General features: G+C 58.5%; 21 protein-coding genes. 10 read left to right on the forward strand and 11 right to left on the reverse strand.

What is annotated here, in order from left to right; all coding sequences use genetic code 11:
- Position 1: 1 nt before the first annotated feature.
- Genes LKD37_RS07950 through LKD37_RS07970 form a run of 5 tightly spaced genes read left to right on the forward strand, consistent with a single transcriptional unit; the run spans position 2 to position 3,650 of the window.
- Complete coding sequence (locus tag LKD37_RS07950) at positions 2-679, forward strand: acetate--CoA ligase family protein (protein WP_302928720.1); 678 nt, start codon at positions 2-4, stop codon at positions 677-679.
- Positions 680-716: 37 nt separating this feature from the next.
- The gene (locus tag LKD37_RS07955) at positions 717-1,262 is read left to right on the forward strand and encodes a 2-oxoacid:acceptor oxidoreductase family protein (RefSeq protein WP_302928721.1); all 546 of its coding nucleotides are present in this window, start codon (positions 717-719) and stop codon (positions 1,260-1,262) included.
- A gap of 13 nt (positions 1,263-1,275) precedes the next feature.
- On the forward strand, positions 1,276-1,548 hold the full coding sequence (locus LKD37_RS07960) for a 4Fe-4S binding protein (RefSeq protein WP_302928722.1): 273 nt from the start codon (positions 1,276-1,278) through the stop codon (positions 1,546-1,548).
- Complete coding sequence (gene porA / locus LKD37_RS07965) at positions 1,548-2,738, forward strand: phenylglyoxylate dehydrogenase (protein WP_302928723.1); 1,191 nt, start codon at positions 1,548-1,550, stop codon at positions 2,736-2,738. The genes LKD37_RS07960 and porA overlap by 1 nt, the downstream gene beginning before the upstream one ends.
- 12 nt (positions 2,739-2,750) lie before the next feature.
- Positions 2,751-3,650, forward strand: a complete 900-nt coding sequence (locus tag LKD37_RS07970; RefSeq protein WP_302928724.1) for a thiamine pyrophosphate-dependent enzyme — start codon at positions 2,751-2,753, stop codon at positions 3,648-3,650.
- A 164-nt stretch (positions 3,651-3,814) separates the two neighbouring features.
- On the opposite strand, the gene spoIIR is transcribed toward LKD37_RS07970, so the two are convergent.
- From spoIIR to LKD37_RS07995, 5 genes are all read right to left on the reverse strand, one after another.
- The gene (gene spoIIR / locus LKD37_RS07975) at positions 3,815-4,435 is read right to left on the reverse strand and encodes a stage II sporulation protein R (protein ID WP_302928725.1); all 621 of its coding nucleotides are present in this window, start codon (positions 4,433-4,435) and stop codon (positions 3,815-3,817) included.
- 67 nt (positions 4,436-4,502) lie between these two features.
- Entirely contained in the window at positions 4,503-5,354 is an 852-nt protein-coding gene (gene ispE / locus LKD37_RS07980) for a 4-(cytidine 5'-diphospho)-2-C-methyl-D-erythritol kinase (RefSeq protein WP_302928726.1), read from the reverse strand.
- A complete protein-coding gene (locus LKD37_RS07985; RefSeq protein ID WP_302928727.1) occupies positions 5,351-5,701 on the reverse strand; it encodes a hypothetical protein in 351 nt (116 codons plus the stop codon). Before LKD37_RS07985 ends, ispE begins: the two co-directional genes overlap by 4 nt.
- A gap of 88 nt (positions 5,702-5,789) precedes the next feature.
- Entirely contained in the window at positions 5,790-7,226 is a 1,437-nt protein-coding gene (locus LKD37_RS07990) for an aminoacyl-histidine dipeptidase (protein WP_302928728.1), read from the reverse strand.
- A 201-nt stretch (positions 7,227-7,427) separates the two neighbouring features.
- The gene (locus LKD37_RS07995; RefSeq protein WP_302928729.1) at positions 7,428-8,654 is read right to left on the reverse strand and encodes an AraC family transcriptional regulator; all 1,227 of its coding nucleotides are present in this window, start codon (positions 8,652-8,654) and stop codon (positions 7,428-7,430) included.
- 294 nt (positions 8,655-8,948) lie between these two features.
- On the opposite strand from LKD37_RS07995, the gene LKD37_RS08000 reads away from it, so the two are divergent.
- From LKD37_RS08000 to LKD37_RS08010, 3 genes are read left to right on the forward strand one after another with little or no spacing between them, the layout of a single operon-like run.
- On the forward strand, positions 8,949-10,172 hold the full coding sequence (locus tag LKD37_RS08000; RefSeq protein ID WP_302928730.1) for an arginine deiminase: 1,224 nt from the start codon (positions 8,949-8,951) through the stop codon (positions 10,170-10,172).
- Between the two features lie 45 nt (positions 10,173-10,217).
- Positions 10,218-11,210: an ornithine carbamoyltransferase gene (gene argF / locus LKD37_RS08005; protein WP_302928731.1), complete on the forward strand. Its 993-nt coding sequence runs from the start codon at positions 10,218-10,220 to the stop codon at positions 11,208-11,210.
- A gap of 15 nt (positions 11,211-11,225) precedes the next feature.
- On the forward strand, positions 11,226-12,323 hold the full coding sequence (locus tag LKD37_RS08010) for a putative NPN-dependent ornithine cyclodeaminase (RefSeq protein WP_302928732.1): 1,098 nt from the start codon (positions 11,226-11,228) through the stop codon (positions 12,321-12,323).
- A 177-nt stretch (positions 12,324-12,500) separates the two neighbouring features.
- Here the strand turns inward: LKD37_RS08010 and sdaAA are convergent, their stop codons facing one another.
- From sdaAA to LKD37_RS08040, 6 genes are all read right to left on the reverse strand, one after another.
- Complete coding sequence (gene sdaAA / locus LKD37_RS08015; RefSeq protein ID WP_302928733.1) at positions 12,501-13,385, reverse strand: L-serine ammonia-lyase, iron-sulfur-dependent, subunit alpha; 885 nt, start codon at positions 13,383-13,385, stop codon at positions 12,501-12,503.
- Positions 13,354-14,055, reverse strand: coding sequence for an L-serine ammonia-lyase, iron-sulfur-dependent subunit beta (gene sdaAB, locus LKD37_RS08020; protein ID WP_302928734.1), 702 nt, complete (start codon positions 14,053-14,055; stop codon positions 13,354-13,356). Before sdaAB ends, sdaAA begins: the two co-directional genes overlap by 32 nt.
- A 317-nt stretch (positions 14,056-14,372) precedes the next feature.
- Positions 14,373-16,073, reverse strand: coding sequence for a recombinase family protein (locus LKD37_RS08025; protein ID WP_302928735.1), 1,701 nt, complete (start codon positions 16,071-16,073; stop codon positions 14,373-14,375).
- A gap of 37 nt (positions 16,074-16,110) precedes the next feature.
- Positions 16,111-16,269: a hypothetical protein gene (locus LKD37_RS08030; RefSeq protein ID WP_302928736.1), complete on the reverse strand. Its 159-nt coding sequence runs from the start codon at positions 16,267-16,269 to the stop codon at positions 16,111-16,113.
- A gap of 210 nt (positions 16,270-16,479) precedes the next feature.
- Positions 16,480-16,845 carry a type II toxin-antitoxin system PemK/MazF family toxin gene (locus tag LKD37_RS08035; protein WP_302928737.1) on the reverse strand — a complete coding sequence of 122 codons (366 nt, stop codon included), beginning with the start codon at positions 16,843-16,845 and terminating at the stop codon, positions 16,480-16,482.
- Between the two features lie 624 nt (positions 16,846-17,469).
- Positions 17,470-19,968, reverse strand: coding sequence for a Helicase associated domain protein (locus LKD37_RS08040; RefSeq protein ID WP_302928738.1), 2,499 nt, complete (start codon positions 19,966-19,968; stop codon positions 17,470-17,472).
- 334 nt (positions 19,969-20,302) lie between these two features.
- Between LKD37_RS08040 and LKD37_RS08045 the strand changes: the two genes are divergently transcribed.
- Together LKD37_RS08045 and LKD37_RS08050 are read left to right on the forward strand one after the other, a co-directional pair.
- On the forward strand, positions 20,303-26,338 hold the full coding sequence (locus LKD37_RS08045; protein ID WP_302928739.1) for a DNRLRE domain-containing protein: 6,036 nt from the start codon (positions 20,303-20,305) through the stop codon (positions 26,336-26,338).
- 7 nt (positions 26,339-26,345) lie between these two features.
- On the forward strand, positions 26,346-26,933 hold the full coding sequence (locus LKD37_RS08050) for a hypothetical protein (RefSeq protein WP_302928740.1): 588 nt from the start codon (positions 26,346-26,348) through the stop codon (positions 26,931-26,933).
- The last annotated feature ends 65 nt before the right edge of the window (positions 26,934-26,998 follow it).

A 26,998-nucleotide genomic window follows, 5' to 3' on the forward strand; every position in this document is an offset into this window, starting at 1 on the left:
CATGTCTGAAAAGAATACCGTCGCTCTGAACGAGCGCGACAGCAGCAGCCTTCTGTCCTCCTGCGGCGTGCGGATGGTGGCCTCCGTGCTGCTGGACAAGCCCGACCGGGCCGCCTTCGAGGCCGCCTCCCGTCAGCTGGGCTTCCCCGTGGCCATGAAGGTCCTGTCCGACGACATTCTCCACAAAACCGACGTGGGCTGCGTGGTGCTGAACGTCACGGACGTGGACGGCATGCAGGCCGCCTACGACACCATCATGGCCAACGCCGCCCAAAATGCCCCCGGGGCCCGGGTCCAGGGCGTTCTGGCCGAGCAGATGCTGCCCAAGGGCTTCGAGGTCCTGCTGGGCGTCAGCACGGATCCCCAGTTCGGCCATGTGATCATGGCGGGCCTGGGCGGCGTGCTGGTGGAGCTGCTGCACGCGGTGTCCCTGCGTGTGCTGCCTATCACCCGCCAGGATGCCGAGGATATGATCGATGAAACGCCGCTGGCCAAGGCCTGCCAGGGCCTGCGGGGCCAGCAGTACCGCCGGGAGGAGATCGTGGAGGCCCTGATGTGCCTGTCCCGCCTGGTGGAGGAGCACCCGGAGATCACCGAGGTGGACATCAATCCCCTGATGCTCTATGGCGACGGCCGTCCGGCCACCGCCGTGGACGCCATGGTGGTCATGAAAAAGTAAAACGCCGCACATGCGGAATATGAAGGAGCGTAGCGATATGAAAGAAATCAGACTCCACGGCATCGGCGGTCTGGGCACGGTGAAGGCCGGCGAAATGCTGGTCCACGCTGCGGTAGCCAGTGGAAAATACGGCAATTCCATCCCGTTTTTCGGCTTCGAGCGCCAGGGCGCGCCGGTCACGTCCTATGTGCGCCTGGGCGATGAGAAGATCCGTCCCAAGAACCAGGTCTATCATCCCAACTGCACCCTGGTGCTGGATCCCAGCCTGCTGATCTCCGCCCCGGTGTTCGACGGCCTGACGGAGAACTCCTATTTCATCGTCAACACCAAGGCCGAAAACGGCGCGGACCTGGTGAAAAATCCCAACGTCAAGACCGTGGCCTGGCTGGACGCCACCTCCATCGCTCTGGAGATGCTGGGCCGTCCCATCACCAACACCATCATGCTGGGCGCCTTCGTCCGTGCCACCGGCTGGGTGGACAAGGACGAGCTGGAAAAGGTCATCTGCCGCTTCTTCGGCGAGAAGAACGTGGAGACCTTCCGCCGCGGCTATAACGAAGTGAAGCTGTACACGTTTGAATAAGGGGAGGAACACCATGAAATTTATCAGTGATTACATCGTCCCCATCGGACCGGAGGGCCTGCATATTATCCAGACCGGTAAATGGCGGACCCGTAAGCCCGTGATGGACACCGACAAGTGCGTCAAGTGCGGCATGTGCCTGATGTACTGTCCCGTTAACTCCATCCGCCGCCACGAGGACGGTTCGTTCGAGATCTGCTACGATTACTGCAAGGGCTGCGGTATCTGTGCCCACGAGTGCAAGAAGGGCGCCATCACCATGCAGCCGGTAAAGGAGGAGAACTAATGGCTGACATTCAGGTCATCAACGGCAATATGGCTGCCGCCATCGGCGCGGCACTGTGCCGTCCCGATATCATCGCCGCCTATCCCATCACCCCCCAGACTCCCATCGTGGAGTATCTGGCCGACTTCGTCACCGGCGGCAAGCTGGACAGCAGCGTCAGCGAGGTGGAGAGCGAGCTGTCCGCCATGAGCGTTGTCACCGGCGCGTCCCTGGCCGGCTCCCGCGTGTTCACCGCCAGCGCCTCCCAGGGCCTGTCCCTGATGTATGAGCCCTATTTCCGGGCCTCCACCCTGCGTCTGCCGGTGGTCATGGCCGTGGCCAACCGCGAGATGATCTCTCCCCAGACCCTGTGGGGCGGTCCCCAGGACTCCCTGACCGTCCGTGACGCCGGCTGGCTGCAGATCTATGTGGAGGACAACCAGGAGATTCTGGACACCATGATCATGGCCTACCGCATTGCCGAGGACAAGAACGTCCTGCTGCCCATCAACGTCTGCTTCGACGGCTTCTACCTGTCCCACATGTCCGAGCGGGTGGAGATTCCCACCCAGGAGCAGGTGGACGAGTTCCTGCCCAAGTATGTGCCCGAGCACATCATCCTGGATCCCCAGCGTCCCATGGCCGTTGACCCCCTGACCAACGGCAACCTGCTGACCGAGTACCGCCTCAAGCACATGATGGGCCAGCAGAACGCCCTGAAGCTCCTGGAGGAGCTGGACAAGGTGTACGGCGAGAAGTTCGGCCGCAGCTACGGCGGCGCCGTGGAGGAGTACCGCTGCGACGACGCGGATTACGTCATCGTCACCATGGGCTCCATGACCGGCGTTGCCAAGGACCGGGTGGACAAGGCCCGGGCCGACGGCAAGAAGGTGGGCCTGCTGAAGATGCGTATGGTTCGTCCCTTCCCCTGCGACCGGGTGGCCAAGGTGCTCTCCGGCAAGCGGGCCTTCGGCGTGGTGGACCGCAACGTGTCCTTCGGCTGGAACACCGGCATCATCTATGAGGAGATCTGCGCCTCCATGAACCGGGCTGCATCCTTCGTCCCCAACGTTCCCTTTATCGCCGGTCTCGGCGGCGAGGACATCACCGCCACCCATATCGACTATGCCATCGACAAGATCATCGCTCAGGACGGCAAGACCGGCAAGCACGACACGGTCTGGCTCAACCGCGAGGTCATGGGTCTGTAAGGAGGAACTGTCATGAATGTTATTGAAAAGCTGGCAACCTATGAGGACCAGATCTCCCCGGGCGTATCCGCCTGCGTGGGCTGCAACGTGGAGCTGACTCTGCGCACCTGCATGAAGGTGCTGGGCCCCAACACCATCTTCGCCGTGCCTCCCGGATGCATGGGCGGAGTGGGCGTCGTGGGCTGGGACAAGGAGTCCGGCGCCAAGACCCCCGTGTTCTTCCCCCTGCTGGACAACGTGGCCTCCATGCTGGCCGGTATCAAGATGCACTATGAGCGCATCGGCCGCAAGGTCAATGTGGTGGCCTTTGCCGGCGACGGCGCCTCCGTGGACGCCGGCATGCAGTGCCTGTCCGGCGCGGCGGAGCGCGGCGACAAGATCATCTATATCTGCTATGATAACGAGGGCTACATGAACACCGGTTATCAGCGCAGCGGCTCCACCACCAAGGGTGCCTGGACCTCCACCACCCCCGTTATCAACGGCCACGGCGGCAAGAAGCAGAACAAGAAGGACTTCCCCATGATCATGGCCATGCACGATGTGCCCTATATGGCCACCATGAGCCCCGCCTATATCCCCGATATGGTCCGCAAGCTGGAGAAGGCCATGGCCGTGGACAACGGCCTGGTGTACCTGCATGTGTACAATCCCTGCGTCACCGGCTGGGGCTGCAAGTCCGATGAGAGCATCGAGGTGGCCCGCCTGGCGGTGGAGACCAACTTCGCCCCCCTGTACGAGGTGGAAAACGGCGTGTTCAAGATGTCCGTGGACGTGAAGAACCCCAAGCCCGTCAAGGAGTTTGTCACCCGCTTCAAGAAGTTCCGTCACCTGACGGAGCAGGATATCGAGGAGCTGCAGGAGTTCACCGACCGCCGCCTGGCCCGTCTGAAGAAGCTCTGCGGCGAATAAGCCCCCCCTCTTACCACACAATTACCCTCCACACATACACTTTGCTCCGACGCCCGGCAGACTTCCTCCTGCCGGGCGTCGGAGCATTGCTGGCCCTTCGCCGATGGCTGCTGTGCAGGGGCGTGGGCTCTGCCCCGCCCCTAAGACCAGATGTATCCGCCCCCTTATTTCCCCAGCCACTGGCGCAGCATTTCCCACAGCTCCACCGACCGGAACCGGAGCTCGTACCCGGCGTCCTCCTCCGCCATCAGGGACAGGTCATCCTCCTCCAACCCGGCGGCCCGTCCCGCGTCCTGCCATTGGCAGGCGGCGGCGGTGCACAGAGGCGGAAACACCACGCACCACCAGTTCTGCCCCGCTCCCTGGCCGATGATCACCCGCAGGGCCAGGTATTTCCCGGCGGGCAGGGAGAAGCCGTCATAGTCCTTGGTGGGGAACTCCGCCGGCTCCAGCCGGGCCTGGACCGGCTGGGCGCGGCCCTCTGCCGCCAGGGTCTCCCGGGCCTCCCGGGTCAGCTCCGGCAGGGCGGCGGTCAGGGCCTGCTCCGCCTGCTCCATGTCCGCCGACTGCGCCAGAATTTCCTGGGCCCGGGCCAGCACCCGGTCCCGGACCCGCAGCTTCAGGGCCTGATCCTCCGGGGAGTCGGAGTTGGCGATGACGTGGAGGCGGATGATCTTCCGGCCCAGCTCCTCCTGCTGCCCCAGGGACGCCATCCCCCACAGAATGGTCACGGCCAGGGCCAGCAGCAGCGCCAGCTCCCAGTATCGGAAATGTGATTTTTTCATACAAAAACACCGTCCTATGCAGGAATTTCCTACAGTATGGACGGCGTTTTCGTATTTTATACCGGTTTCATAGCCGGGGGGCCAAAAAAGTCAGGGGATAGGATTTTTCCAGCTCCCGGGCGGCCAGCCGGGCGGTTTCCTCCCGGCGGAACAGCCCCATCACGGCGGAACCGGAGCCGGTCATGCACGCGGCGTCGGCTCCCAGACGGGAAAGCTGGCGGCGAATGGTGAAAACTTCGCTGTCCTCCGGCAGGGCCTGCTCAAAAACGTTCCCCACCAGACGGCAAATCTGCGCCAGGTCGCCAATTTCCAGCGCTTTGGCCATGGCATCGGAATCCGGGCGGTTTGCAATGGCGATCTCGTCCAGCTTCCGGAACATCACGGCGGTGGAGTGGGCCACCGGGGGCTTCACAATAACGAACCAGCACATAGGAAGCGGCAAAAGAGCGGTAAGCCGTTCGCCCCGGCCCCGGGCCAGGGCGGTTCCGCCCCGGACACAGTAGGGAACGTCGCTGCCCACCCGGGCGGCCATGGTTTCTAACGCTTCATCGGACACATTGGTGCTGAATAAACGTCTCATGCCCCGCAATACGGCGGCGGCGTCACTGCTGCCGCCTCCAAGACCGGCCTGAGAGGGAATTTTCTTCTCCAATCGGATGATAATCCCTGTACGGGGGATATTTGTCTCCCGGAAAAAGACATCCGCCGCTTTCCAGGCCAGGTTGTCCGGCCCGGTGGGCAGGTCGGTGCCGGGGCATTCCACCACAATATCGTCTGTTTCAACGGTTTCCAGCGTTACAACGTCATATAGAGCGGCGCTCTGCATGACGGAGGTGATCTCGTGGTACCCGTCCGGGCGGCGGGCCCCTACGTCCAGGGTCAGGTTCAGCTTGGCAGGAGCCAGCTCGGTGATGCTCATGTTTCATCCTCCTGGTCGTCAAAATACGCTTTTAGATTGCGCTCCACCGGCAATATCAGGGCCACCGCCCCGATAATTTGCAGAATTACGGCGATATACAGCAGAATCTGCTGACTAGAGCTGGCCACCAGCCGCACAGAACGCATAATCATAAACGACAGGGCCGCAAAGACCACGCCGAACTGCCGCAGCAGCTTCAGAAACAGGCCGTCAGCGAATTTCTGCCGCTCGGGAGCCAGGGGGCCCTGGGGACTGCGGTATTTCCGGCCCGGCAGCAGCTGCCCCGCAAAGCCTGCCAGCACCATCAGGCCCGGGACAATATACGCGGGCCACCAGATATAAAACATGAACTTACCTCATTTATCGCGAATTTTGTCCCGATACACCCTGGGATGTCCCGGGCTTTGACCCGGGACAGGGCAGGGACACACCGGGTCAATGCATACGCTTGAGGGTCTCCACCACCATGGCGTATACCCGCTGCACGGAGGCCACGGACATGGACTCCCGGAAGGTGTGAATTTCCTTCAGGTCGGGACCGAAGGACACGCAGTCCAGACCCGGCAGCTTGGCGGAGAACAGACCGCACTCCAGACCGGCGTGGATGGCCTCCACCTTGGGGGCGTAGCCGTACTGGTCGGTGAACACCTGGACCATCAGGTCCCGCAGGGGGGACTGGGGCATATACTCCCAGCCGGGGTATTCGCCGTGGGTGCTGACAGAGCCGCCTAGCCGCTCCATCAGGCAGCGAAGGCGCTGGATGAGCATCTGCTTCTGGGTGGCCACGCTGCTGCGGACGCTGAAGGAGGCGTGAACGGCGTCGTCCCCGGTGGTGAGGATGCCCAGGTTCAGGGAGGTCTGCACCAGGCCGGGCATATCGGCGCTCATGGCCTGGATGCCGTTGGGCAGGCAGGTGAGCATGCACACCACGCTGCGGCTGGAGCTTTCATCCAGGGGCAGCAGGTCGGTTTCCGCCGGGCGGACGGAGACGGTGATGGCCGGGTCGTTGACCCGGTATTCCTTTTTGAAGGCGGCGTCCATTTCGGCGCAGACGGCCTGGGCGGCGGCAGCGTCGGCGGCCACCAGGGCAACAGACCCGGTGGGGATGGCGTTGTCCTTGAGACCGCCGCAGACGGAGATGACCCGCAGGCCGGTCTTTTCCTCCAGGGCGCACAGCACCCGGCCCAGCAGCATACTGCTGTTGGCCCGGCCCTTGTCGATCTCCGCGCCGGAGTGACCGCCCACCAGGCCGGTGACGGAGATCTCCAGCACCGGGGCGCTGAAGGCACTGCGGGTCACGGGCAGGCAGCAGTCGGCCCGGGCGCCGCCGGCGCAGCTGACGGTGAAAATGCCCTCGTCCTCGGAGTCCATGTTCAGCATCCGGCGGCCCTTGAGAACGGACACGTCCAGGCCCTCGGCGCCGTACATACCGGTTTCCTCGTCCACGGTGAAGATGGCCTCGATGGCCGGGTGGGACAGGGAATCATCGTCCAGAATGGCCATGGCCATGGCCACGGCAATGCCGTCGTCGCCGCCCAGGGTGGTGCCCCTGGCGGAAACGGTGTCGCCCTCCAGCACCAGGTCCAGGCCCTCGGCGGCCATATCCTTGGTGCAGCCGGGCTCCTTTTCGCAGACCATGTCCATGTGACCCTGGAGGATCACAGGCTCCGCCGACTCATAGCCGGGGGTGGCGTCCCGGAAGATCACCACATTGTTCAGCTGATCCTGGACATACCGCAGGCCCCGAGCCTTGGCAAAGTCCACCAGCCAGTCGCTGACGGCCTTGGTGTTGCCGGAACCGTGGGGGATGGCGCACAGCTCCTCGAAGAAACGAAAAACACGCTGGGGCTCCAGATGATTCAAAACGGCCATAATGCACGCTCCTTTTTTATATTTTCCAGGGTCAGTATACCCTATTTCATGGGGATTTGCAAGGGGGGAAGGGAACGGTGATTATCGCGGCAGAGAATCGCCGATAGAGCGCCTGTAGGGGCCGACGTCCCCGGCGGGCCGCATAAAAACCCGCTGCCGGGAGAACGGCAGCGGGTTTTTTGCAGCAGGGGAGAGGAGAATTTACTGGCCGGAGTTGGCGGCGCGGTAGGCGCTGGGGGTCATGAGGCGGTATTTCAGGAAATTCCGGTTCAGGGTTTTGGCGTTGCGGTAGCCCACCTCCAGGGCGATGTCCAGCACCGTCATGCGGGTGGTGGTCAGCAGCTTACAGGCCCGGTTCACCCGGATCAGGGCCAGGAAATCCTCAAAATTCAGCTCCACCTGGCACAGCAGGGTGCGGTTGAGCTGCTGGACGGAAATGCCGAAGGCCCGGGCCACCCCGGCGGCGCTGAGGTCCTCCCGGTAGTGGCGGTAGATGTGCTGCACCAGGCTGTACCCCAGGCGGCTCTCCTCGATCTGGCAGATGTTCTGCACCTTCTGATAGGTGGCCCGGTACTGGCCGATGCGGGTGCCCAGCCGGGCGGCAAACACCTTGGAGATGTGGGACTCGTCCACATAGCCCAGAATCTCCGCCAGCTCCTTCAGGGTCAGGTCCGTGTACAGCAGATAGTCGGCAGTCTTGCCGATGCGCATTTCGTTGAGCAGGTCGAAAAAGGACAGGCCCGTCATGGCGGTGATCCGGGCGCTGACGGTGGACCGGCTGCACCCGAACACATCCGCCAGCTGCTGGAGCGTCAGCTTCTGGCCGCAGTGGAGGTACATATACCGCAGCAGCTCCCGGTGGTCGGGACCCTGGGCATCAGCGGGGCGGTCCGCCGCCAGGGCCTGCCGGGCGAACAGCACCGTCAGCTGCACCAGCAGGCTCACGGCATTGAGACTGGAAAACAGCTGTCCCTCCTCCTGAAGGGACGCAAGACCCAGCTCCCGGGACAGACCGTCAGCAATGCGTCCGGCCTCCGCCCGCTGCCGGGGAGACAGCTCCAGCACCGGCACCGTCTCCATCAGCCGGGCCATGGGCATGGGCTGGCCGTCCTCCCCCCGGAACAGATGGGCGGCCCGGGCCACGGTGTCGTAGTGATAGGCGATGACGCTGCAGGCCAACGGCTCGTCCACCCGGACGATCTCGCTGATCTGCCAGGGCAGGATGGCCGCCAGGCTTCCGGCGGACAGGGGATACTCCCGGCCCTGGAGCCGGATAACGCCGCTGCCGCTGCGGACCAGGAGAAACCGGGCGTCCCGGTGGATCACCGGGGCCGTGGGCCGGGCGGCGGTGAATTGGTCAAAAGAGAACAGGCTGCTTTGATCCAGGTCGGACCGCCCGGGGGTTTGCAGGGCGATGGTCTGTTTCATGAATATCCCCTCCTTATGGGGGTTATTTTACCACATACGGGCGGCGCTGCCAAGGGGGAATGGGACATTTCACGCAGATAATCTTGTACAAAAACGGCCTGTTTTACCTGAACGGCCGGGCAAAAAACGCATGAATTTACAGAGTAACCCGGTGGGAAGCGAGTATTATTACAATAAAGTGTCAAAGTACCGGGACAAAACATCGGTTAAAATACAAAAATCGGGCCGCGTCAGGGTGAGAAATCGGACCGGAAATCTGGTAAAATAGGGGGGAACTGGAGAGGAGGAAATTCCATGCCCATTTGCGTTAAAAGCGAGATCGGCCCTTTGAAGCGGGTGCTTTTGCAGCGGCCCGGCCGGGAGCTGGAGCATCTGAGCCCCAATACCATGGGCCAGCTGCTGTTTGACGATATTCCCTATCTGTACGGCGCTCAGCGGGAGCACGACTGCTTTGCCCAGATCCTGCGGGACAACGGGGCGGAGGTGGTCTATCTGGAGGACCTGACGGCCCAGGTGCTGGCAGGAGACGAGGAGCTGCGCCGCCGGTTTGTGGAGGAGACCATCCGCCGGGCCGGCAGCACCGCCATGGGATACCGGGGCGACCTGAAGCGGTATCTGCTGGATATCCAGGACCCCCTGGAGCTGGTGCTGAAAACCATGGAGGGCGTGTCGTATCAGGATGTGTTCCCCAACGAGCAGGGACGACTGTCCAGCCTGGTGCACACCGGGGCCCGGTTCCTGATGCCGCCGATCCCCAACCTGTATTTCACCCGGGACCCCTTCGCCTGCATCGGCCGGGGCGTGAGCCTGAACCATATGTTCACGGACACCCGCAACCGGGAGACCCTGTACGGCGACTATGTGCTGCGGCATCATCCGGACTACGCCGGGCAGGTGCCTCTGTACTATACGCCGGACCAGTATTTCTGGATCGAGGGCGGGGACATCCTGAACCTGAGCCGCCGGGTGCTGGGAGTGGGTATCTCCCAGCGGACCCAGCCGGAGGCCATCGAGCAGCTGGCATCGGCCATCTTCGCCGACGAGAGCTCCGAGATCGACACGGTGCTGGCTTTTGAAATCCCCAGCACCCGGGCGTTCATGCATCTGGATACCGTGTTCACCCAGGTGGACGTGGACAAATTCACGGTGCATCCGGGGATCCTGGGCACCCTGCGGATCTTCGAGCTGACGGGCCGGGGACAGGGCAAGCTCACCACCCGGGAGGTCAGCGGCCCCCTGGAGCAGGTGCTGGCGGGCTATCTGGGTCTGGACCGGGTGCAGCTGATCCGCTGCGGCGGCAGCAGCCAGATCGCCGCCGAGCGGGAGCAGTGGAACGACGGGTCCAATACCCTGTGCATCGCCCCCGGCGCGGTGGTGGTGTACGACCGGAACTATGTCACCAACCAGATCCTGGAGGACAGCGGCATCCGGGTGCTGAAAATGCCCAGCGCCGAGCTGTCCCGGGGCCGGGGCGGTCCCCGGTGCATGAGTATGCCCCTGTGGCGGGACGAGATCTGAGAGAATATCCATCAATATTTATCAATAGAAAGGGAGAACATCATCATGGCTGTGAATATCAGAGGAAGAAGCTTTCTGAAGCTGCTGGACTATACCCCGGCGGAGATCCGTTATCTGCTGGACCTGTCCAAAAATTTCAAGGATATGAAGCGCGCCGGTGTGCCCCACCGCTGGCTGGAGGGGAAGAACATCGTGCTGCTGTTTGAAAAGACCTCCACCCGGACCCGGTGCTCCTTCGAGGTGGCCGGTATGGACCTGGGCATGGGCGTGACGTATCTGGAGCCCGGCAGCAGCCAGATGGGCAAGAAGGAGTCCATCGCCGATACCGCCCGGGTGCTGGGCCGGATGTATGACGGCATCGAGTACCGCGGCTTCAGCCAGGATCTGGTGCAGGAGCTGTCCGACCATGCAGGCGTGCCCGTGTGGAACGGCCTCACCGATCAGTTCCACCCCACCCAGATGCTGGCGGACCTGCTGACCATCGAGGAGAAGCTGGGCCGGCTGAAGGGCGTGCGCTTCACCTATTTCGGCGATGCCCGCAACAACATGGGCAACTCCCTGATGGTGGCCTGCGCCAAGATGGGCATGCACTTCACCGCCTGCGCTCCCAAGGAGCTGTTCCCCGAGGAGTGGCTGGTGGAGAAGGCCCGGGACATCGCCCGGGAGACTGGCGGCAGCGTGACCCTCACCGAGGATGTGACCCAGGGCGCAACTGACGCCGACGTGATCTACACCGATATCTGGGTCTCCATGGGTGAGCCGGACAGCGTGTGGTCCGAGCGCATCCGTCTGCTGACCCCCTATCAGGTCAACGAGAAGGTCATGTCCATGACCGCCCCCGGCGCCATCTTCATGCACTGCCTGCCCTCCTTCCACGATACCCGCACCACCATCGGCGCAGACATCGCCAAGAAGTTCGGCATCACCGAGATGGAGGTCACCGACCAGGTGTTCGAGAGCAAGCAGTCCGTGGTGTTTGACGAGGCCGAGAACCGGATGCACACCATCAAGGCCGTGATCTACGCCACCCTGCACTGAGAAAGGAGACGCCCCATGGCTTTTGCATTTCCCGCCTATCACCATCCCGACTTTGACCAGCCGTCCCTGAAAAACGCGCCGGACGCCCGCTGGGAGACGGTGGAAAAGGACGGCGTGGCTCCCGAGGAGTTCCACAGCACGTCCATGTATCCCGAATATTTCAAGATCAACGGCCGCTGGACCCTGGCGGAGGAGAGCCGCATGGACAGCTGCGTGGTGCTGGAGGACGACGGACACGTGTCCGTGGTGGAGAGCCGCAACCTGAAAAAGGGCCAGCGGGTGATCCTGGGCCGCACCGAGCACGGCCAGGACGGCATTTATATGCACTGCAATGGCTTCACCCAGGACAGCGAGACGCTGGAGGATCAGTTCGTGTTCCGCCAGGGCCGCAGCCGGGAGACCTCCTATGCCAAGGACTATGACCGGCTGGTGGAGCTGCTGCGCCACGAGAAGGATCACGGCAACATCGTGTGGGTCATGGGCCCCGCCTTCGCCTTTGATGACGGCGCCCGGAAGGCCATGCAGGCCCTGATCGACAACGGCTACTGCCACGGTCTGCTGGCGGGCAACGCCCTGGGTACCCACGACCTGGAGGGTGCGCTGCTGCACACCGCCCTGGGTCAGGACATCTATACCCAGCAGTCCCAGCCCAACGGACACTATAACCACCTGGATGTGCTGAACAAGGTCCGCCGCAGCGGGTCCATTCCTCAGTTTATCGAGGATTACCACATCGACAACGGCATCATCTACGGCTGCGTGAAGAACCATGTGCCCTTTGTGCTCACCGGCTCCATCCGGGACGACGGGCCGCTGCCGGAGGTGTACGGCAACGCCTATGAGGGCGCAGCCGCCATGCGGGAGCTGGTGCGCAAGTCCACCACCGTGATCTGCCTTGCCACCATGCTGCACACCATCGCCACCGGCAACATGACGCCGTCCTTCCGGGTGATGCCCGACGGCACCATCCGCCCGGTGTATCTGTACGCCGTGGACGCGGCGGAGTTCGTGGTGAATAAGCTGCTGGACCGCGGCAGCCTGTCCGCCACCACCATGGTCACCAACGTGCAGGACTTCATCGGCAAGGTCGCCACCGGCCTGGGCGTGATCTGAGAAGAATTTTCGTCCAGGTACACGCCCCGGACGAAAATGATCTCAATTGATTTGCCGCCTGCGGGCGGCAAACTCTGCGAGGTTTTTTTGACAAACTGAGACATCCCCGATGCCATGCATCGGGGATGTCTTTTGTATACGGATTGTTATTTTTGAGAAAAATACTGCGAACAGGAATCAGAATTCCTGGGACTCCGGGTGCATCTGCTGCTTGACCCGGCGGCCGGTGGGGGTGGCGGCCAGGCCGCCCAGGGCGGTTTCCCGGAACTCCACCGGCATGCGGCGGCCCACCTCGCCCATGGCGTCGATGACCTCGTCTACGGGGATGCGGCTTTCGATGCCGGCCAGGGCCATGTCCGCCGCGCTGATGGCATTCACCGCGCCGATAACGTTGCGCTTGACGCAGGGGACCTCCACCAGGCCCGCCACGGGGTCGCACACCAGGCCCATGAGGTTCTTCAGGGCCATGGCCACGGCGTGGCCGATCTGCTGGCCGGTGCCGTCCCGCAGGGCCACCAGGGCTCCCGCCGCCATAGCGGAGGCGGTGCCGATCTCCGCCTGACAGCCGCCGGAGGCACCGGCGATGCAGGCCTTGTAGGCGATCACCGCGCCGATGCCGCTGGCCACATACAGGGCCTCCAGGATCCGGTGCTGGCTCAGCTCCTCATACTTGCACATGGGCAGCAGCACCGCCGGAAGCACGCCGCAGGCGCCCGCCGTGGGGGCCGCCACAATGCGGCGCATGCAGGCGTTGGACTCCGCCATGGACAGGGCCTCGGCGATGACCTCGCTGACGTAGCCGCCGGACATGGCCCGGCCCCGGATGGAATACTGCCGCATTTTCAGGCCGTCGCCGCCTACCAGGCCGCTGACGCTGCGGCGGCGGCCGGTGTAGGTGTCCGCCGCGTCCACCATGTATTGCCAGGTGGTCAGCATTTTTGCCATGGATTGCTGACAGGTCACCTGGCGCTCGTCCATGTCCGTTTCCAGCACGATCTCCCAGAAGGGCTTGTGCTCGGCTTCCATGCGGTCAAAGATTTCCTTCATCGAATCCAGCGACATCGTCATCATCCTCCTTATCGTAATAGGTCACCGACAGAATGCCCGTCAGCTCCGAAAGAAACGCCACCTGGTGGGGCTTGATATGCTGGTCGGTCTCGATGACCATCAGCGCGTCGCCGCCCCGCTTGTGGCGGCACAGGCTCATATTGGCCACGTTGATGCGCAGCTGGTTCAGCACTGATGTCACCGCCGCCACAGCGCCGTTTTCATCCTGGTTCCGGATGACCAGGGTGTTGAACATGCCGTCGAAGCTGACGTCGATGCCGTCCACCTTGTTCACCAGGATGCGGCCGCCGCCTACGCTGCACGCCTGAAGCTCCAGCTTTTTGCCGCCGGCGTCCCAGGTTTCGATCACAGCGGTGTTGGGGTGAGCGTCCCGTAGCTCCACAGTGTCGATGGTGAACTCCAGCCCACGCTTTTTAGCCTCCTGGTAGGCGTAGGGTATGCGGAGATCGTCGGGCTTCATGCCCAGAAGACCGGCCACCAGGGCCCGGTCGGTGCCGTGACCGGGGCCGGTCTCGGCAAAGGAGCCGTGCAGATGGATCTTGGCCTCCACCGGCTCGTCGCCCAGCAACGTCCGGGCCATGCTGCCGATGCGGACCGCTCCCGCCGTGTGGGAGCTGGACGGGCCCACCATCACCGGGCCCAGAATATCAAAAATATCCAGCATGTGATCGTTCCTCGCTTTCTCTGTGCAACCAGGGCCATGATAGCACAGAGTACCAAAAAAAGCGATAGGGTTTCTGAAATTTTTTGAGATTTTACAGAGTAACGCAAAATTTTACCAGATGCGCCCGGCGCATATTCGGGGCATCGGCGGCACAATCTATGGTTGCGATACCCAACGGCGGTTTTCGCTGAAAACGCAAGAAAGGAGAACGCAATCATGTCTACCAAGAATACCAACAAGCTGAACGTGCCCCAGGCCCGTGCCGCCATGGATAAGTTCAAGATGGAGGCTGCCAGCGAGGAGGATGTGTATCCACCTCAAAAAGCTCCCGCAGCACCGACAGTCTCTTCACGATCTCTATTCGCCTGCACTTGGCGTAGACTGTCTCCCGAGGCCTCCCCAATAAAGCGGTAGAAGATACGGATGCTCTGCCGGTACGGGGTACGCGGCCCAGCGACTTTCCTGCCCTCCGGCAGGATCTTTTCACCAATCTCAATACGCTCAACGAACGTGTGCAGTATATCTCTGTCCAGGGTTTCTACGCAGGTGTACCGTTTGGCAAGGTCGAAGAACAGCCCATAGGCACTGCGTATCTCCTTGGCCGTGGTCTCGCCCGCCACCAGCTTCTTGCGGCGCACGGTCAGCTCGTCGATCTCAATGCCGAACTTCTTGACCATCTCCTCGTGAATGTCGTCGCTAAGCATCCCGGCGATGTTGTCGCGGTAAGAGCGCTCGATCATCTTCTTGAGACGGGCGGTCTGCTTGTCGATATTCTCGATCTGCACGGCGGGTTCTTCGCCGCCCAAAGAGGCGTTGGCCTGTTCGACGGCGTTCTCCGTGATGGTACGAATCTCATCTTCACCAAAGGCCAGCAGCTTGTTGAGGTCACAGCGGACGACTTCCATCAGGTCATCGTAGCGAATACGCGCCCCACGCAGGCAACGGGTCTGTGCTCGGGAACTCAGGTTGTTGCACACCAAATACCAATATTTCGCCCGTTCGCCGTTGTAGACGGAGCCGCCAGAGCACATGGCCGCGCCGCAGCAGGCACAGTAGGCAATGCCGCCGAAGATGCTGTGACGGAAGGCTGGGTTTGCGCCGTTGGCCTTGGTGTTCTCCCCCATGAAATGGGCGGCCAGGTCGAACTGCTCCTGGGTCACCAGCGCCTGGTGGGTATCCTTGGTAAACACCCATTCCTCCTCTGGCACGATGACCTTTTTCTTGGACTTCACGCTGACCTTGCGGCTCTTACCCAGCAGGGTATGGCCCAGATAGACGCGGTTGCGCAGGATGCGCTTGACCGTGGTGTAGTTCCACTCATCGGAAGCCCGCTGGGCACCCCGCTCGGTAAAGTTGTCACGGCACTCCACGCGGTACTTCAGCGGCGGCATAATACATGCCTCGTTGAGCCGGATAGCAATGCTGCGGCAGGACTGACCAGAGGCGGCCAGGTCGAAAATCTTTTTCACCACTGGGGCGGTGTTCTCGTCCGGCACAAGCTGGTCGGTGGTACGCTCCGCCTTCCTGTAGCCGTAGGGCGGGCAGGCCACATACTTGCCGTTGTTGCGCTTGGTGTTCAGCGTCTGCTTGACCTTGCGGGACGTATCCCGCAGATAGACATCGTTCATGGCAAATTGAAACGGTGCCATCAGATTATCTTCCTGGGAGTCAAAGTTGCTGCCGGGTGCCAGATAGCGGATGCCGTGTTCCGGAAAATAGCGCTCAGCGTAATGGCTGGATTCTGTCATATCACGGCCCAGACGGGACAGGTCCTTGGTGATAACCATGTTGGCCTTGCCAGTTCTCAGGTGTTCCAGCATAGCCTGGAAGCCGGGCCGCTCAAAGTTCCCGCCGGAAAAGCCGTCGTCCACGAACTCCTCCACCAGGATGATGCCATGCCTTTCGCAGTACTCCCGGACAATAGTACGCTGGTTGGTAATGCTGGCGGATTCGCCATACTTCCGTTCTTCATCGGAAAGGCGGTAGTAGGCGTCTGCTAATTGAACGTGGTTCCTCATGTTTCCTCCTTCCCGGAACCACTCATTTACGGCTCCATTATACCATGCGGCTATCCTGCTGGTCAAAACTTGCGGCCTGTTTTCCGGTGAAAATGATTTCCTCTGTTACCACTTCCTGGATGGTTTTTGTGCCGGTGAATACGCGCTCCACGACATAGATTGCCGCGCCGATCTGCTGCTCATTCTTATCGTTCATGTGTCGCCACCTCCGCTACCATTATGAACAATTCCTTCCGACTTTAACCCAACAGCCGCCGAGCACACAGACAAAGCATTTTGTCTGCGTGCTTAGCATTCCACTTGCTCTAATCTCACCCAGGCAGGGATTGGTGACATTCTATTTCGCCCCATGCCAGCACAAATGTACCTGTTCATGTTGTGCAGTGCTACCACAGCAGCGCTATTTTCAATTTACATCATTTTGACGGATAGCAAGACTGACACACAACGTCTTGGTCACATCCCGCATTTTTTCTTCGGAAAGTTTGCCAATATAGTATCCTATACGGCGTTTGTCCAAGGTCCGCAATTGCTCCAGCATGACCACGGAAGGATATTTCATTCTACCGATCATACCAATGTAACTGTGTATAGGCAGCTTGGATTTTGCATGAACGCGGCTGGTAATTGGTGCAATAATAACCGTTCTCGCGAAATGATTTCCAACATTGTTTTGAAGGATTAATACGGGTCGTGTTCCCATCTGCTCCGATCCAACAACAGGGTCAAGGTCTGCGTAGTATATTTGGCCCCGTAGGTATATGTGGTTCATGTGTACTTCACCCCCATTCGGCACATCAACTTATGTAGAGACCGACAGCATATGCTGCCGGTCTTTATTCTGCGAATCGGTCCTTTTGTCCACGACACCCCGACCTATAGGAAATCATCAGACGGTTGGCGGCTTAATCCAACTCCACGGGAATCACACCCCTCCGAGGATCTCTCCGAGCTGTCTCCACTTGTTACGACGGATCACGTTCCAAATCCCGCTTCAACGCTCAACATTATGGCCAGACAGGCGTATCATTGTGCCCATAGCCGGTCATGGCGATGCACAGATCCGCTGTGCACTTGCAGCTGACAAAAATCGCTGGTCCGTTTTCCTTGGATGTCACGGCGTATCAGCTGCATCGCTCCCGCTTCTCGCGGAGGCTATGGGAATGTATCTGATGAATGATATGAACATGTCAAGGTACCAGCTTGAAGCAAAAGTGAGGCAGCAAGCGAAGGGGATTTGGGCCCCTCTACTTACTACCTCACTTACACGCAATATTGTAACCCTTAAAATTAAATTTAGCAGTTACTTTTTATGCTTGCAATACATTTCGTTGGAGCCCCCGCTTCCATCTCTGAAAGCAGGGGACTTGCAAAGTCACATAACAGAACAATAAGATTATGGAAGCAGCCCCAACTGCAAAAGCTTTTCTGCCTTCCATGCAGCAAGACTGTTTTTGCGGTATAAGCTTTGTTGCCTCTGCACCCAGCGTCTGAGTCTGGGATTCTGCTCAAAATCAGCAGGAACGTCAAAATTATGATTCTGGTTCCCGTAGTCAACCAGCGATTGGAACATCTCAAGCCATTTGGTATCATTGTTTGGAATCCATAGCATCCCAAGGGAGTCTAACTGATGGATTTGGTTCTCCGTAAGATGCTTTCCTTCCCTTTTCCCATGATATATTTGTCGCTGCTCAGAAAGCCACCGTCCCAGCCATACTCCATTTTCTTCATAAGTCGATGGAATGGATATGTTGCCGTGCGTTTTGTAGTAGGATTCCAGCATAGCGTATTTTGTATTCCATGAATCTGGTCGTTCCCATACCATTCCCACTGACTCCATTTTCTTTTTGTGCTGCTCTGGCATGCTTCCCCGCCGATATCGTTCGCGCTGGTTTGCGACCCATTCGCCCAACCGGAACCCATCCGGTGAGCAGCAGGATCTTGTGACATTCAGATCTCCATTTGCACGGAAGTATTCTTGTGCGTGGACCATCCCGTTGGCGAAGCTCCTGTCCAGCTTCCCGGTCCAGTTCATGCCGATGGCGTCAAGCGTCGCGATTTGCCTTTCCGTCAAGGGCTTGCCCTTTCCCGGCTTTTTCCGGTTATAGCGCACAGACTGTAACCATACGCCCAGCTTCAGACCGTCCGGCGAAATATACGCCGCAGGGACCTCCAAGTCCCCATGCTTTCTATAATAATCCTGTGCAGCCTGAAAGTTCATTTCCCACTGGCTGTCTTCCTTGCTCCAGATAAAGCCCAGTTCATCCAGCTGCCGGATGCGTTCTTCCGTCAAATACGACAAACGCAAGCCGGACGCCCGATAACCCCGCAGGTTATATACCCAATTCCCCAGGGCGATTCCCTGCGGATCCACATAGTCTTTCTTGATATCCACATCACCGTAAGCACCCTTGTATGCTTTCAGTGCAGCGAAATATTTTTCCCATCTCTGCTGCTGGACGTCCCATACCATCCCGATGCCATCCAGCCGGCGGACCTGTTCCTCTGTCAGCGTACCCGGAACGGACCCGCTGTGCACACGGCGCTGGGTTTGCAGCCAGGCCCCCAGAGAATACCCCTCCGGCGTCTTATACTGCTTCGGCACATTCAGGTGTCCGTGCTCCCGGTAAAATGCCGCCGCACAAACTAACATATGCTCCCACGGAACGGACAGAGAATCCTCCAGCCTGGCAAATAACTGCCGACACTCCCGTACCTCATCGATGATCTCAAATCGCTCCTGGACAATGTCGCCGCCGCCCAAATACCGATAGTAGGTGATAGCCGCCTGCATCTCCTCCTGGATGGTTCCGATACTGTATAGATTCTCCACATTGTTGACAACGTCCAGTATCAGCGGAGTTCTGGCTGAGCCGCAGGACAGGGCCCGGCCTATCTGCTGCTTGTAGACGGTGGGTGAAACTGTGGGACGAAACAGAATGACCCCGGAAACATCCGGCGTGTGGATGCCTTCGTTCAGCATGTCAATACAAAACAGCAGCTTCAAATGCGCACTGCCGTCCGCCTTGAAAGCAGCAAAGGCCTGGCTGGTTTCCGGGTCCTCCGAATAGGCCCGGTAAACATGGGGCTCCGGGTCCACTCCGCCGAACCACTGGGACGCATGACAGAGCAGCTCATCCATATGCTCCTTATTGGCGCAGAACACCAGATATTTTCCGGATCGATCCGTCATATGCTTCCGGAACATGACGTCCAGCCCATCCGCCATTTCCAGCTTCCGGCGCAGAGCGTCCAGGTATACCTGGGCCGCATCCCGCGTAGGCCTTGACTTGGCCCGGTGAATGCGGCGCTGATACTTTTCAAGCTCCTTCTGATAGCTGTAGAGCCCCACCACATACTTGGGTGCAGGCAATATGCCGCGGACGATCACCTCGCCCAAGGTCATCTCGCTGGCCACGTTCCCGTCAAACAGCTCATCTGCCATATTCCGCTGGCCGTCCAGGTACCGCACGCTGGTGGCGGACAGGCCCAGCAGCTTCGCATCCGGATACATGTGCAGGAGCCTGTCCACGCCCTGTCCCCACATTTCCGCGCCGCAGCGATGAAACTCGTCCAGGATGATGTAGTCCGGACGAATTTCAGACATTTCCTCCGGCTCCATGGACATGAGCTTTGCATAGGTGAAGAAGTGAATATTCTCCGGCTGCTCTCCTCCGGTGACGGCAGTCAGATTCTCCAGCTGCGTCCTGAAAATATAAGCGCTGGGAGACAGCCAGCAAACCGTTTTGTCCGGATAGTCCGCGCAGAGCTGAAAGGCGATAAAGGATTTTCCGGTGCCGGTGGGATGCACGATCGCAGCCTTTCCCTCATCCTCCAGCATACGGCTTGCCGCGTGGTATGCAGCCTTGTTGTGGGGAAATAGATCCAAGTTCACGCAGTCTGTCCTCCCTTGACGCTTTGATAATACAAGCAGAGTTTACATCATTCCGGCGCAAATTGCAACGTTAACCCGGCAGTTCCCATTCAAAGCATAAGAATTGATAAAAACAGCGAAGGCAGGTTGACACCTGGCATTGGTCTGCGGCACACCAGTTATTTCAAACGGACATTTTTCTTAGTCAAAAGGTTCAATTTCAATGCGGTATATTGACAATTGCTCCAAATTTTGCAAAATATGTCGAATTTTGTTGCAAAATAGAAAGTGGGACAGTTCTATAAGTAGACGCACAAACTAGCGTCTGAATACAAAGAGAAAGAGAGAAAAACGAATGAAACTGTGGAAACGCATATTGTCCTGTTTCCTGGCGCTCCTTCTGACCGTATACCTGCTCCCTGTGCAGGTCATGGCTGAAGAGTTGGGGGACCTGTGGCCGCTGACAACGGAAAACATCGCAGAGACACCTCCCGATGTAATAGGAGAAGTCCTGGAGCGACGGGAGGAAAACCAGAAGGAATTTCTGCTGGCCAACGGCGTGCGGCAAGTAGTTATCTATCCCGCAGCCGTTCATTATCAAAAGGATGGCCAGTGGAAGGATATCGATAATCGCCTTCTGCCTGCGACTACCCGGGACGGCGAGACGGTTTATCAGAATGTCGCCGGTATGTGGGATGTCTCGGTACCCGCCGAACTGAACACCGCCAGAGGGATCACTGTCAGCCGGAATGGATATAGTCTATCCTTTTATCTGACAGGTCAGTTGTTTGAAGACGGGGGCGCTATCTCGGAAAGCGGCAGCGCCTCCATGGGGGAGGAACTGCCCGGTGAGGATATGATCTGCGTTCCCGCAGGCGAAAGTACTGCGGCAATCAGCAGTACCACTTCCACTTTGGCAGACGATGACCAGCTTCAGCCAGAGGCTGCGCTGAAGAATCAGCGCAGTAAGGCCCTGTATCAGAATGTTTATCACGACACAGATGTGACCTATGACTTGGACTCCAATCGGTTGAAGGAGTCCCTGATTCTGCGCAGCTACCCGAAGGAAATGCTGGGCTACCGCTATCGCCTGGAAACGGACAGCCTGCGGCTGGAGCTTCAAGAGGACAACCGTATTCTGGCCTATGCCAAAGACGCCGGTCCCCAAGATGAACCGGTATTCTATATGCCGGCTCCGTATCTGCTGGATGCAGAAAACGCATACTCCAATGATATCAAAGTGACTTTGGAGGAAAACGACAAGGGCTATGAGCTGCGGTACTATCTGCCCCAGGATTGGATGGCGGATGCCGCGTATCCCGTGATACTGGACCCCGTAGTCCAGCCGGTATCCAACACGTTCACCATCCGGGATAAGACCGTGACCCAGCGCAATCCGCCAGCCTATGATGCCATTTCTCTGGATGCAGGATATTCCACCAACCGCGGGCGGGAGCGGATTTATATTCGTTTTAAGAATATCCCCTCTTTGACCTCAGCAGATGTGGTCGTGGGCGCAAAGGTCTTGCTTTGTAAATATAGCGGCTCCGGTAGTATCTCGGGCAATTATATGACGGCGCATCAGGTCAAAAGCATGTGGGACTCTGAGACAATTACCTGGGCTAACCGGGCGGACTATGTCCACACCTCAGAAGATTATCAATTCGTTGCCGGACAAACCTGGCATAGCTGGGATATTACGAACATTGCCCAAAAATGGTATGAGCCCTCCGGAAATACTGGTGTCATGCTTCGCATGTCGGAAGCCGTAGAGGGTGGGACGACAACAAAAACAGCGTCTTTCTATTCCTCTGACTACAGCAACACGCAGCAATGCCCCATGCTGGTCATCTCCTACATCAACAACTGCGGACTGGAAAGCACCTGGGACTATACCTCTTCCAGTGCCGGACGGGCCGGTACCGGCTATGTCAATGACTACACCGGAAACCTGGTGTGGGTCCACACAGGGCTGGGCTTTTCCGGCAACCGGATGCCCGTCAGCATCAACGCTGTCTATAACGCAAACGACAAGAGAAACAAGGCCTACGGTCTTGGCTACGGCTGGCGTACCAATTACAACCAGCGCGTTGAGCAGATCACTTTAGGCGGCACTACCTACTACCGGTGGGAGGATGAGGACGGCACCCGCCACTATTTTATGAAAAAGTCTGCCGGGCTGTATGTGGATGAACTGGAGCCTACACGTCAACTGACGGATACCGGCAGCGGAACGAAAAAATTCTGTATCACAGAAAAGAGCGGCAGCAAACGCTATTTCGATGCCAGTGGACGGCTGGCTGGACTCTCCAATAACCAGGCCACAGCCAGCAGTGTCTCTATTTACTACGCATCGCAGGATCACATCTCGGTCATCTCGGACGGCGTTGGCCGCAAATACCGATTCAGCTATGACAGCAGCGGCAACCTGACCAAGATCAGCTTTACAGGTACCGGCACAACAGAGTTGTCCGCTATGACCTACCAGGTCAGCGGCGATAATCTGAGGACCATCGGATATCCAGACGGGAAAAATGTGACATTTTCCTATGGTGCAGAACATCTGCTGACCGGTGCGCAGGATGCTGACGGCTATAAGCTGGCGTATACCTATAACACGACCACGAACGGACAGCCTAACCGAATCGCGACCATCAAGGAATACGATGGCAGCACCGCAGGCGGAACACTGTCTCTGGAATATGCACATAACCAGACCACATTTACCGATCACAACGGCAACAAGGAGATCATGCAGTTCAACCGCTACGGCAGTACCCTGTCGGTGCAGGATGGACTGGGCAGTGCGCAGTTCTCCCAATATGCCAACAGCACGGACCTGGCCAAGGCCAGTCAGCTGACGCTGTCGTCCAAGCTGCAGAATACGGTTATCAACCTGCTGGAAAGCGGCAGCCTCGAGAGCAAGACCGGATGGACGGTCTCCGGCACCGGTACCGGCAGTTGGAGCTACAGCCAGGCCCAGGCCTATTATGGCCGCACCTCCCTGTCCATTCAGAACAACACCCTCAAGCCGGTCAGCAGCGCTGTGCGGGCCCTTGAGCCCGGGAAGACATATACATTCTCCGCTTATGTCAGAGCCGGAGCCAGCGGAGCCCGCATTGGATTGCTGAAGCCCGGCAGCACGGAGCCCCTGGTCGTCAGCACCGCCGCACCGGCCAATAACACCTGGACCCGGCTGCAGGTGACGTATACGCTGCCATCCGGAAGCGCCTATGCCTCGGTTCTCCCCTTCCTGCAGAACACCTCCGGTACAGCCGCCTATTTTGACGCCTTGCAGCTGGAACAGACCGCCTCGCCCAGCCGGTATAACCTGGTGGAAAACAGCGACTTTTCCTTTAATTCCGCCTGGACTCCCAACTCCAGCTGCGCCAGTACGGACCAGATCATCACCTATACCAGCTCTCCCACGGAGAACTCGGACAAGCGGGTCATGCGCATCACCGGTGACCCCAACAAGCACAAGTATGGCAATCAAATTCTGAGCGGCCTTGGCGGGGCCGCAGGTGATGTATATACGGTGGCCGGCTGGGCCAAGGGCGACTGCGTATATACGGACGACAGCAATCGCCGGATGTATGCCCTGATGGTGCGATTCTATTACACAGATGGCACCACAAGCGATAACTTTATCAAGTTCAATCCGGATACAGACAGCCAGAGCAGTTGGCAGTTTGTTTCCGGCGTGGTCAAGGCAGCCAAGCCCTACTCCAAAATGGGCATCTACACGGCCTATGTCCAGACGCTGAACACCGTCTATTTCGACAATGTGCAGCTGTTCAAAGAGGAGTTTGGACATAGCTATGACTACGACTCCAACGGCAATCTCATCAGCGTGGTAGACCTGCAAAAGAACAAAACCAAATATGATTACGATTCCAACAACAATTTGGTAAAAATGACCTTGCCAAGTGGGGCCAGTCAGTCGTATACTTATGATAGTTACCACAACGTGACCAAAGCGGTAAGCCCGGAGGGCGTTACCTCCCGGTTCACCTATGATACCTATGGCAACATCAAGACCGTAAAGCTGGGCAGCGGCAGCCAGACCATTTCCGCCAGCGCGGTATATACGGCTAACGGGGACCAGGTCTCCAGCGTTACGGATGCACTGGGCCAGACCACCACCTATGGCTACGACACCCAGACAGGCGTTCTGAACTGGACCCAGGCTCCCGGCGAGACGGCCAGCACCCGCACCAACTACACCCACGACCAGCTGTACCGCACCACCAAGGTCCAGCAGAGCACTGCCGCGGTGGACTATACCTACAGCAAGGATCTGCTGTCCGCCATTTCCACCGCCTCCGGCACGGATTACAGCTTCACCTACGGGGTGTTCGACCTGACCACGGCGGTGAAGGCCGGAAGCCGCACCCTGATCTCCCACAGCTATACCAACGATCAGAACCGGCGGCTGAGCCGGTCCGTCTACGGCAACGGCGGCGCCGTGTCCTACAGCTACGACAGCTTTGGCCGCACCACCGCAGTGACCTACGGCGACACCGGCAGCACCGTGTCCTACGCCTACGATGCCAACAGCAACCTGGGCCAGCTAACCGACGGCATTTCCGGCCGGGTCAACCGCTACAGCTACGATTTCCTGGACCGGCTCATGCGGTATGAGGAGTCCGGCGACGGTTACAGCAACATTGTCCAGTGGGGCTACGACGACGAGAACAATTTGTCCTCCCAGACCCAGACGCTGAACGGGAGCACCTACACCAGCACCTATGCCTATGACAAGGACAACCGGCTGACCAAGGCGACAGAGGGTGCCATCTCCGCTAACTACGCCTACGACAGCTTCAGCCGTATGTCCGGACTAACTGTTAAAAATGGCAGCAGCCCCGTGGTCAGCACCACGGTCACTTATGTGAATCCGAGCTCGTCAGCCACCTCCACCCAGGTGAAAACCTGGAACAACGGCAAGGTTGCATACACGTACACCTATGACAACAAGGGGAATATTACTTCCATTACCGGCGGCGGACTAGAATTTGAGTACCGATATGACAAATACGGCCGTCTGATCAGTGCGGAGGACTATCCCGGTGGCTATGTCTGGACGTACACCTATGACGATGGCGGCAACATAACCCAGCGCGGGCTGACGGATTATTACAATAACAAGAATCCGAATTCCATTCTTGCCACCTACACCTACGACAACACCGACTGGCCGGACCTGCTGACGGCGTTCAATGGGAAGTCCATCACCTACGACGCCATAGGCAATCCCCTGTCCGACGGCACATGGACCTACGCCTGGCAGCACGGCCGCCAGTTGGCGTCCATGAGCAAGAGCGGCAGCAGCATCACCTACGGCTACAATGCCAACGGCAAGCGCATTTCCAAGACAGTCAACGGCACAACGTACAACTACTCTTACCTGGGCGATCAGCTGACGGAGATGACCTGGGGCAGCAACAAGCTGCACTTTACCTACGACTCCACTGGCCCGGCGTCTGTGACGTACAACGGCAACAGGTATTTCTACCTGAAGAATGCCCAGGGCGACGTTACTGGTCTTGTGAACGCCAGCGGCACCCAGGTGGTGTCCTACACCTATGACCCCTGGGGCGCGCCCATGTCCACCGACGGCACTATGGCCTCCACCCTCGGTGCTGCGAATCCCCTGCGCTATCGCGGGTATGTCTATGACACTGAGACGGGCCTGTACTACCTCACCAGCCGGTACTATAACCCGGTTTGGGGAAGGTTTATCAACGCGGATACCGCGGATGTCCTTGGAGCTTCCCCGGACAAAGCCAACTGGGATAAGAATCTCTTTGCCTACTGCGATAATGACCCAGTCAGCAGAAAAGATGATGGCGGGGACCTGTGGGACTTTGTTATTGGCGCCGCAGTAGGTGTTGCGACGACATTTATATCTAGTAAACTCGAGGGAAAGGACGCATCAGTCACCGATTATCTGGTAGCCGGCTTGTGTGGTGGGCTTGGTGGATTGAATGTTGGAAGAACCGCTTCCGCAATTATTGGTGCGGTTACAGGGTTTGTTGGTTCCATTTATGATAACACAACGTCTGGCAAGAAAGTATCATTTGGTGAGCTAATTTTAGATGCCACATTAGCGGCTGGGTTTGGAGCTTTGAACAGCGTTTTAGATCCTGGATTTAACAGCACGAAAATGGATAAACTGTCAGGACGTATACTAGGAACCGCAAAAAAAGCGATGGACAAAATATCAGCTGGAAAACCCGTAACCAAGGTAGTGAAAAATGCGCTCCGGTCCGATGTAAAGAGAGTAGCCGCTTCGGCTATTAGCGGGTTTGGTGTTGGCTTTGCATATAGCATGACGTTTTGGGGTAGCCGCAAAGCCGGAAATGCTATTTATCGAGCGTATAGGTGAGAGATAGATGTCGAAAAAAAAGAAGCGGCAATCCTTTACTGTAAGAGATTGTCTGACGATAATGGGATTTCTCGTTATATTCTTTTTCTTTACTATAGGCAACATAAACGAAACACAACAGAGCACGTCGGAAAACTCGCACTATCAAACGGTAACGATCCGTCAGCTGTGGACAAGCCGCAGCTATTGTTCTTCTCATGGAAAAATGGAATCCACGGATGGCGTAGTGTACAATCTTCCGGATGATGTGTATGCCGTTCTTTGCGAAAAAGACGCGATTGGACAAACAATCCACATCTATGTGTATGATAAGTTCCCGCTTCCCTGGGGACGGTTGGACCCTTGCGTCATTACAGCAGAGATTGATGGCGCTGTGGTTGGCTCTGTAGATGCGTACAACTTGGACTCTGTACTTGTTCGGATACTTACGTTCAGTATGGGTGGTTTTGCTCTCTTATTCGCAGTGCTGCTGATATACATTAATATTCAGGAGCTTCCCAGCGTAAGAAAACGGCAAAAGATGCGCTCACAGATTAAGCGGCAGAAGGCAATGGAGAAGAAAGCCCGTTCCATGACTCAGGAAAACGGGAAGTAACGTAAGTCCTCGCCCAAGCCAATAACGGACGTGGGGGGGGGGGGGGGGGGGGGGGGGGGGGGGGG

Source organism: Brotocaccenecus cirricatena (assembly GCF_020687045.1).
GTDB lineage: Bacteria > Bacillota > Clostridia > Oscillospirales > Oscillospiraceae > Vescimonas > Vescimonas cirricatena.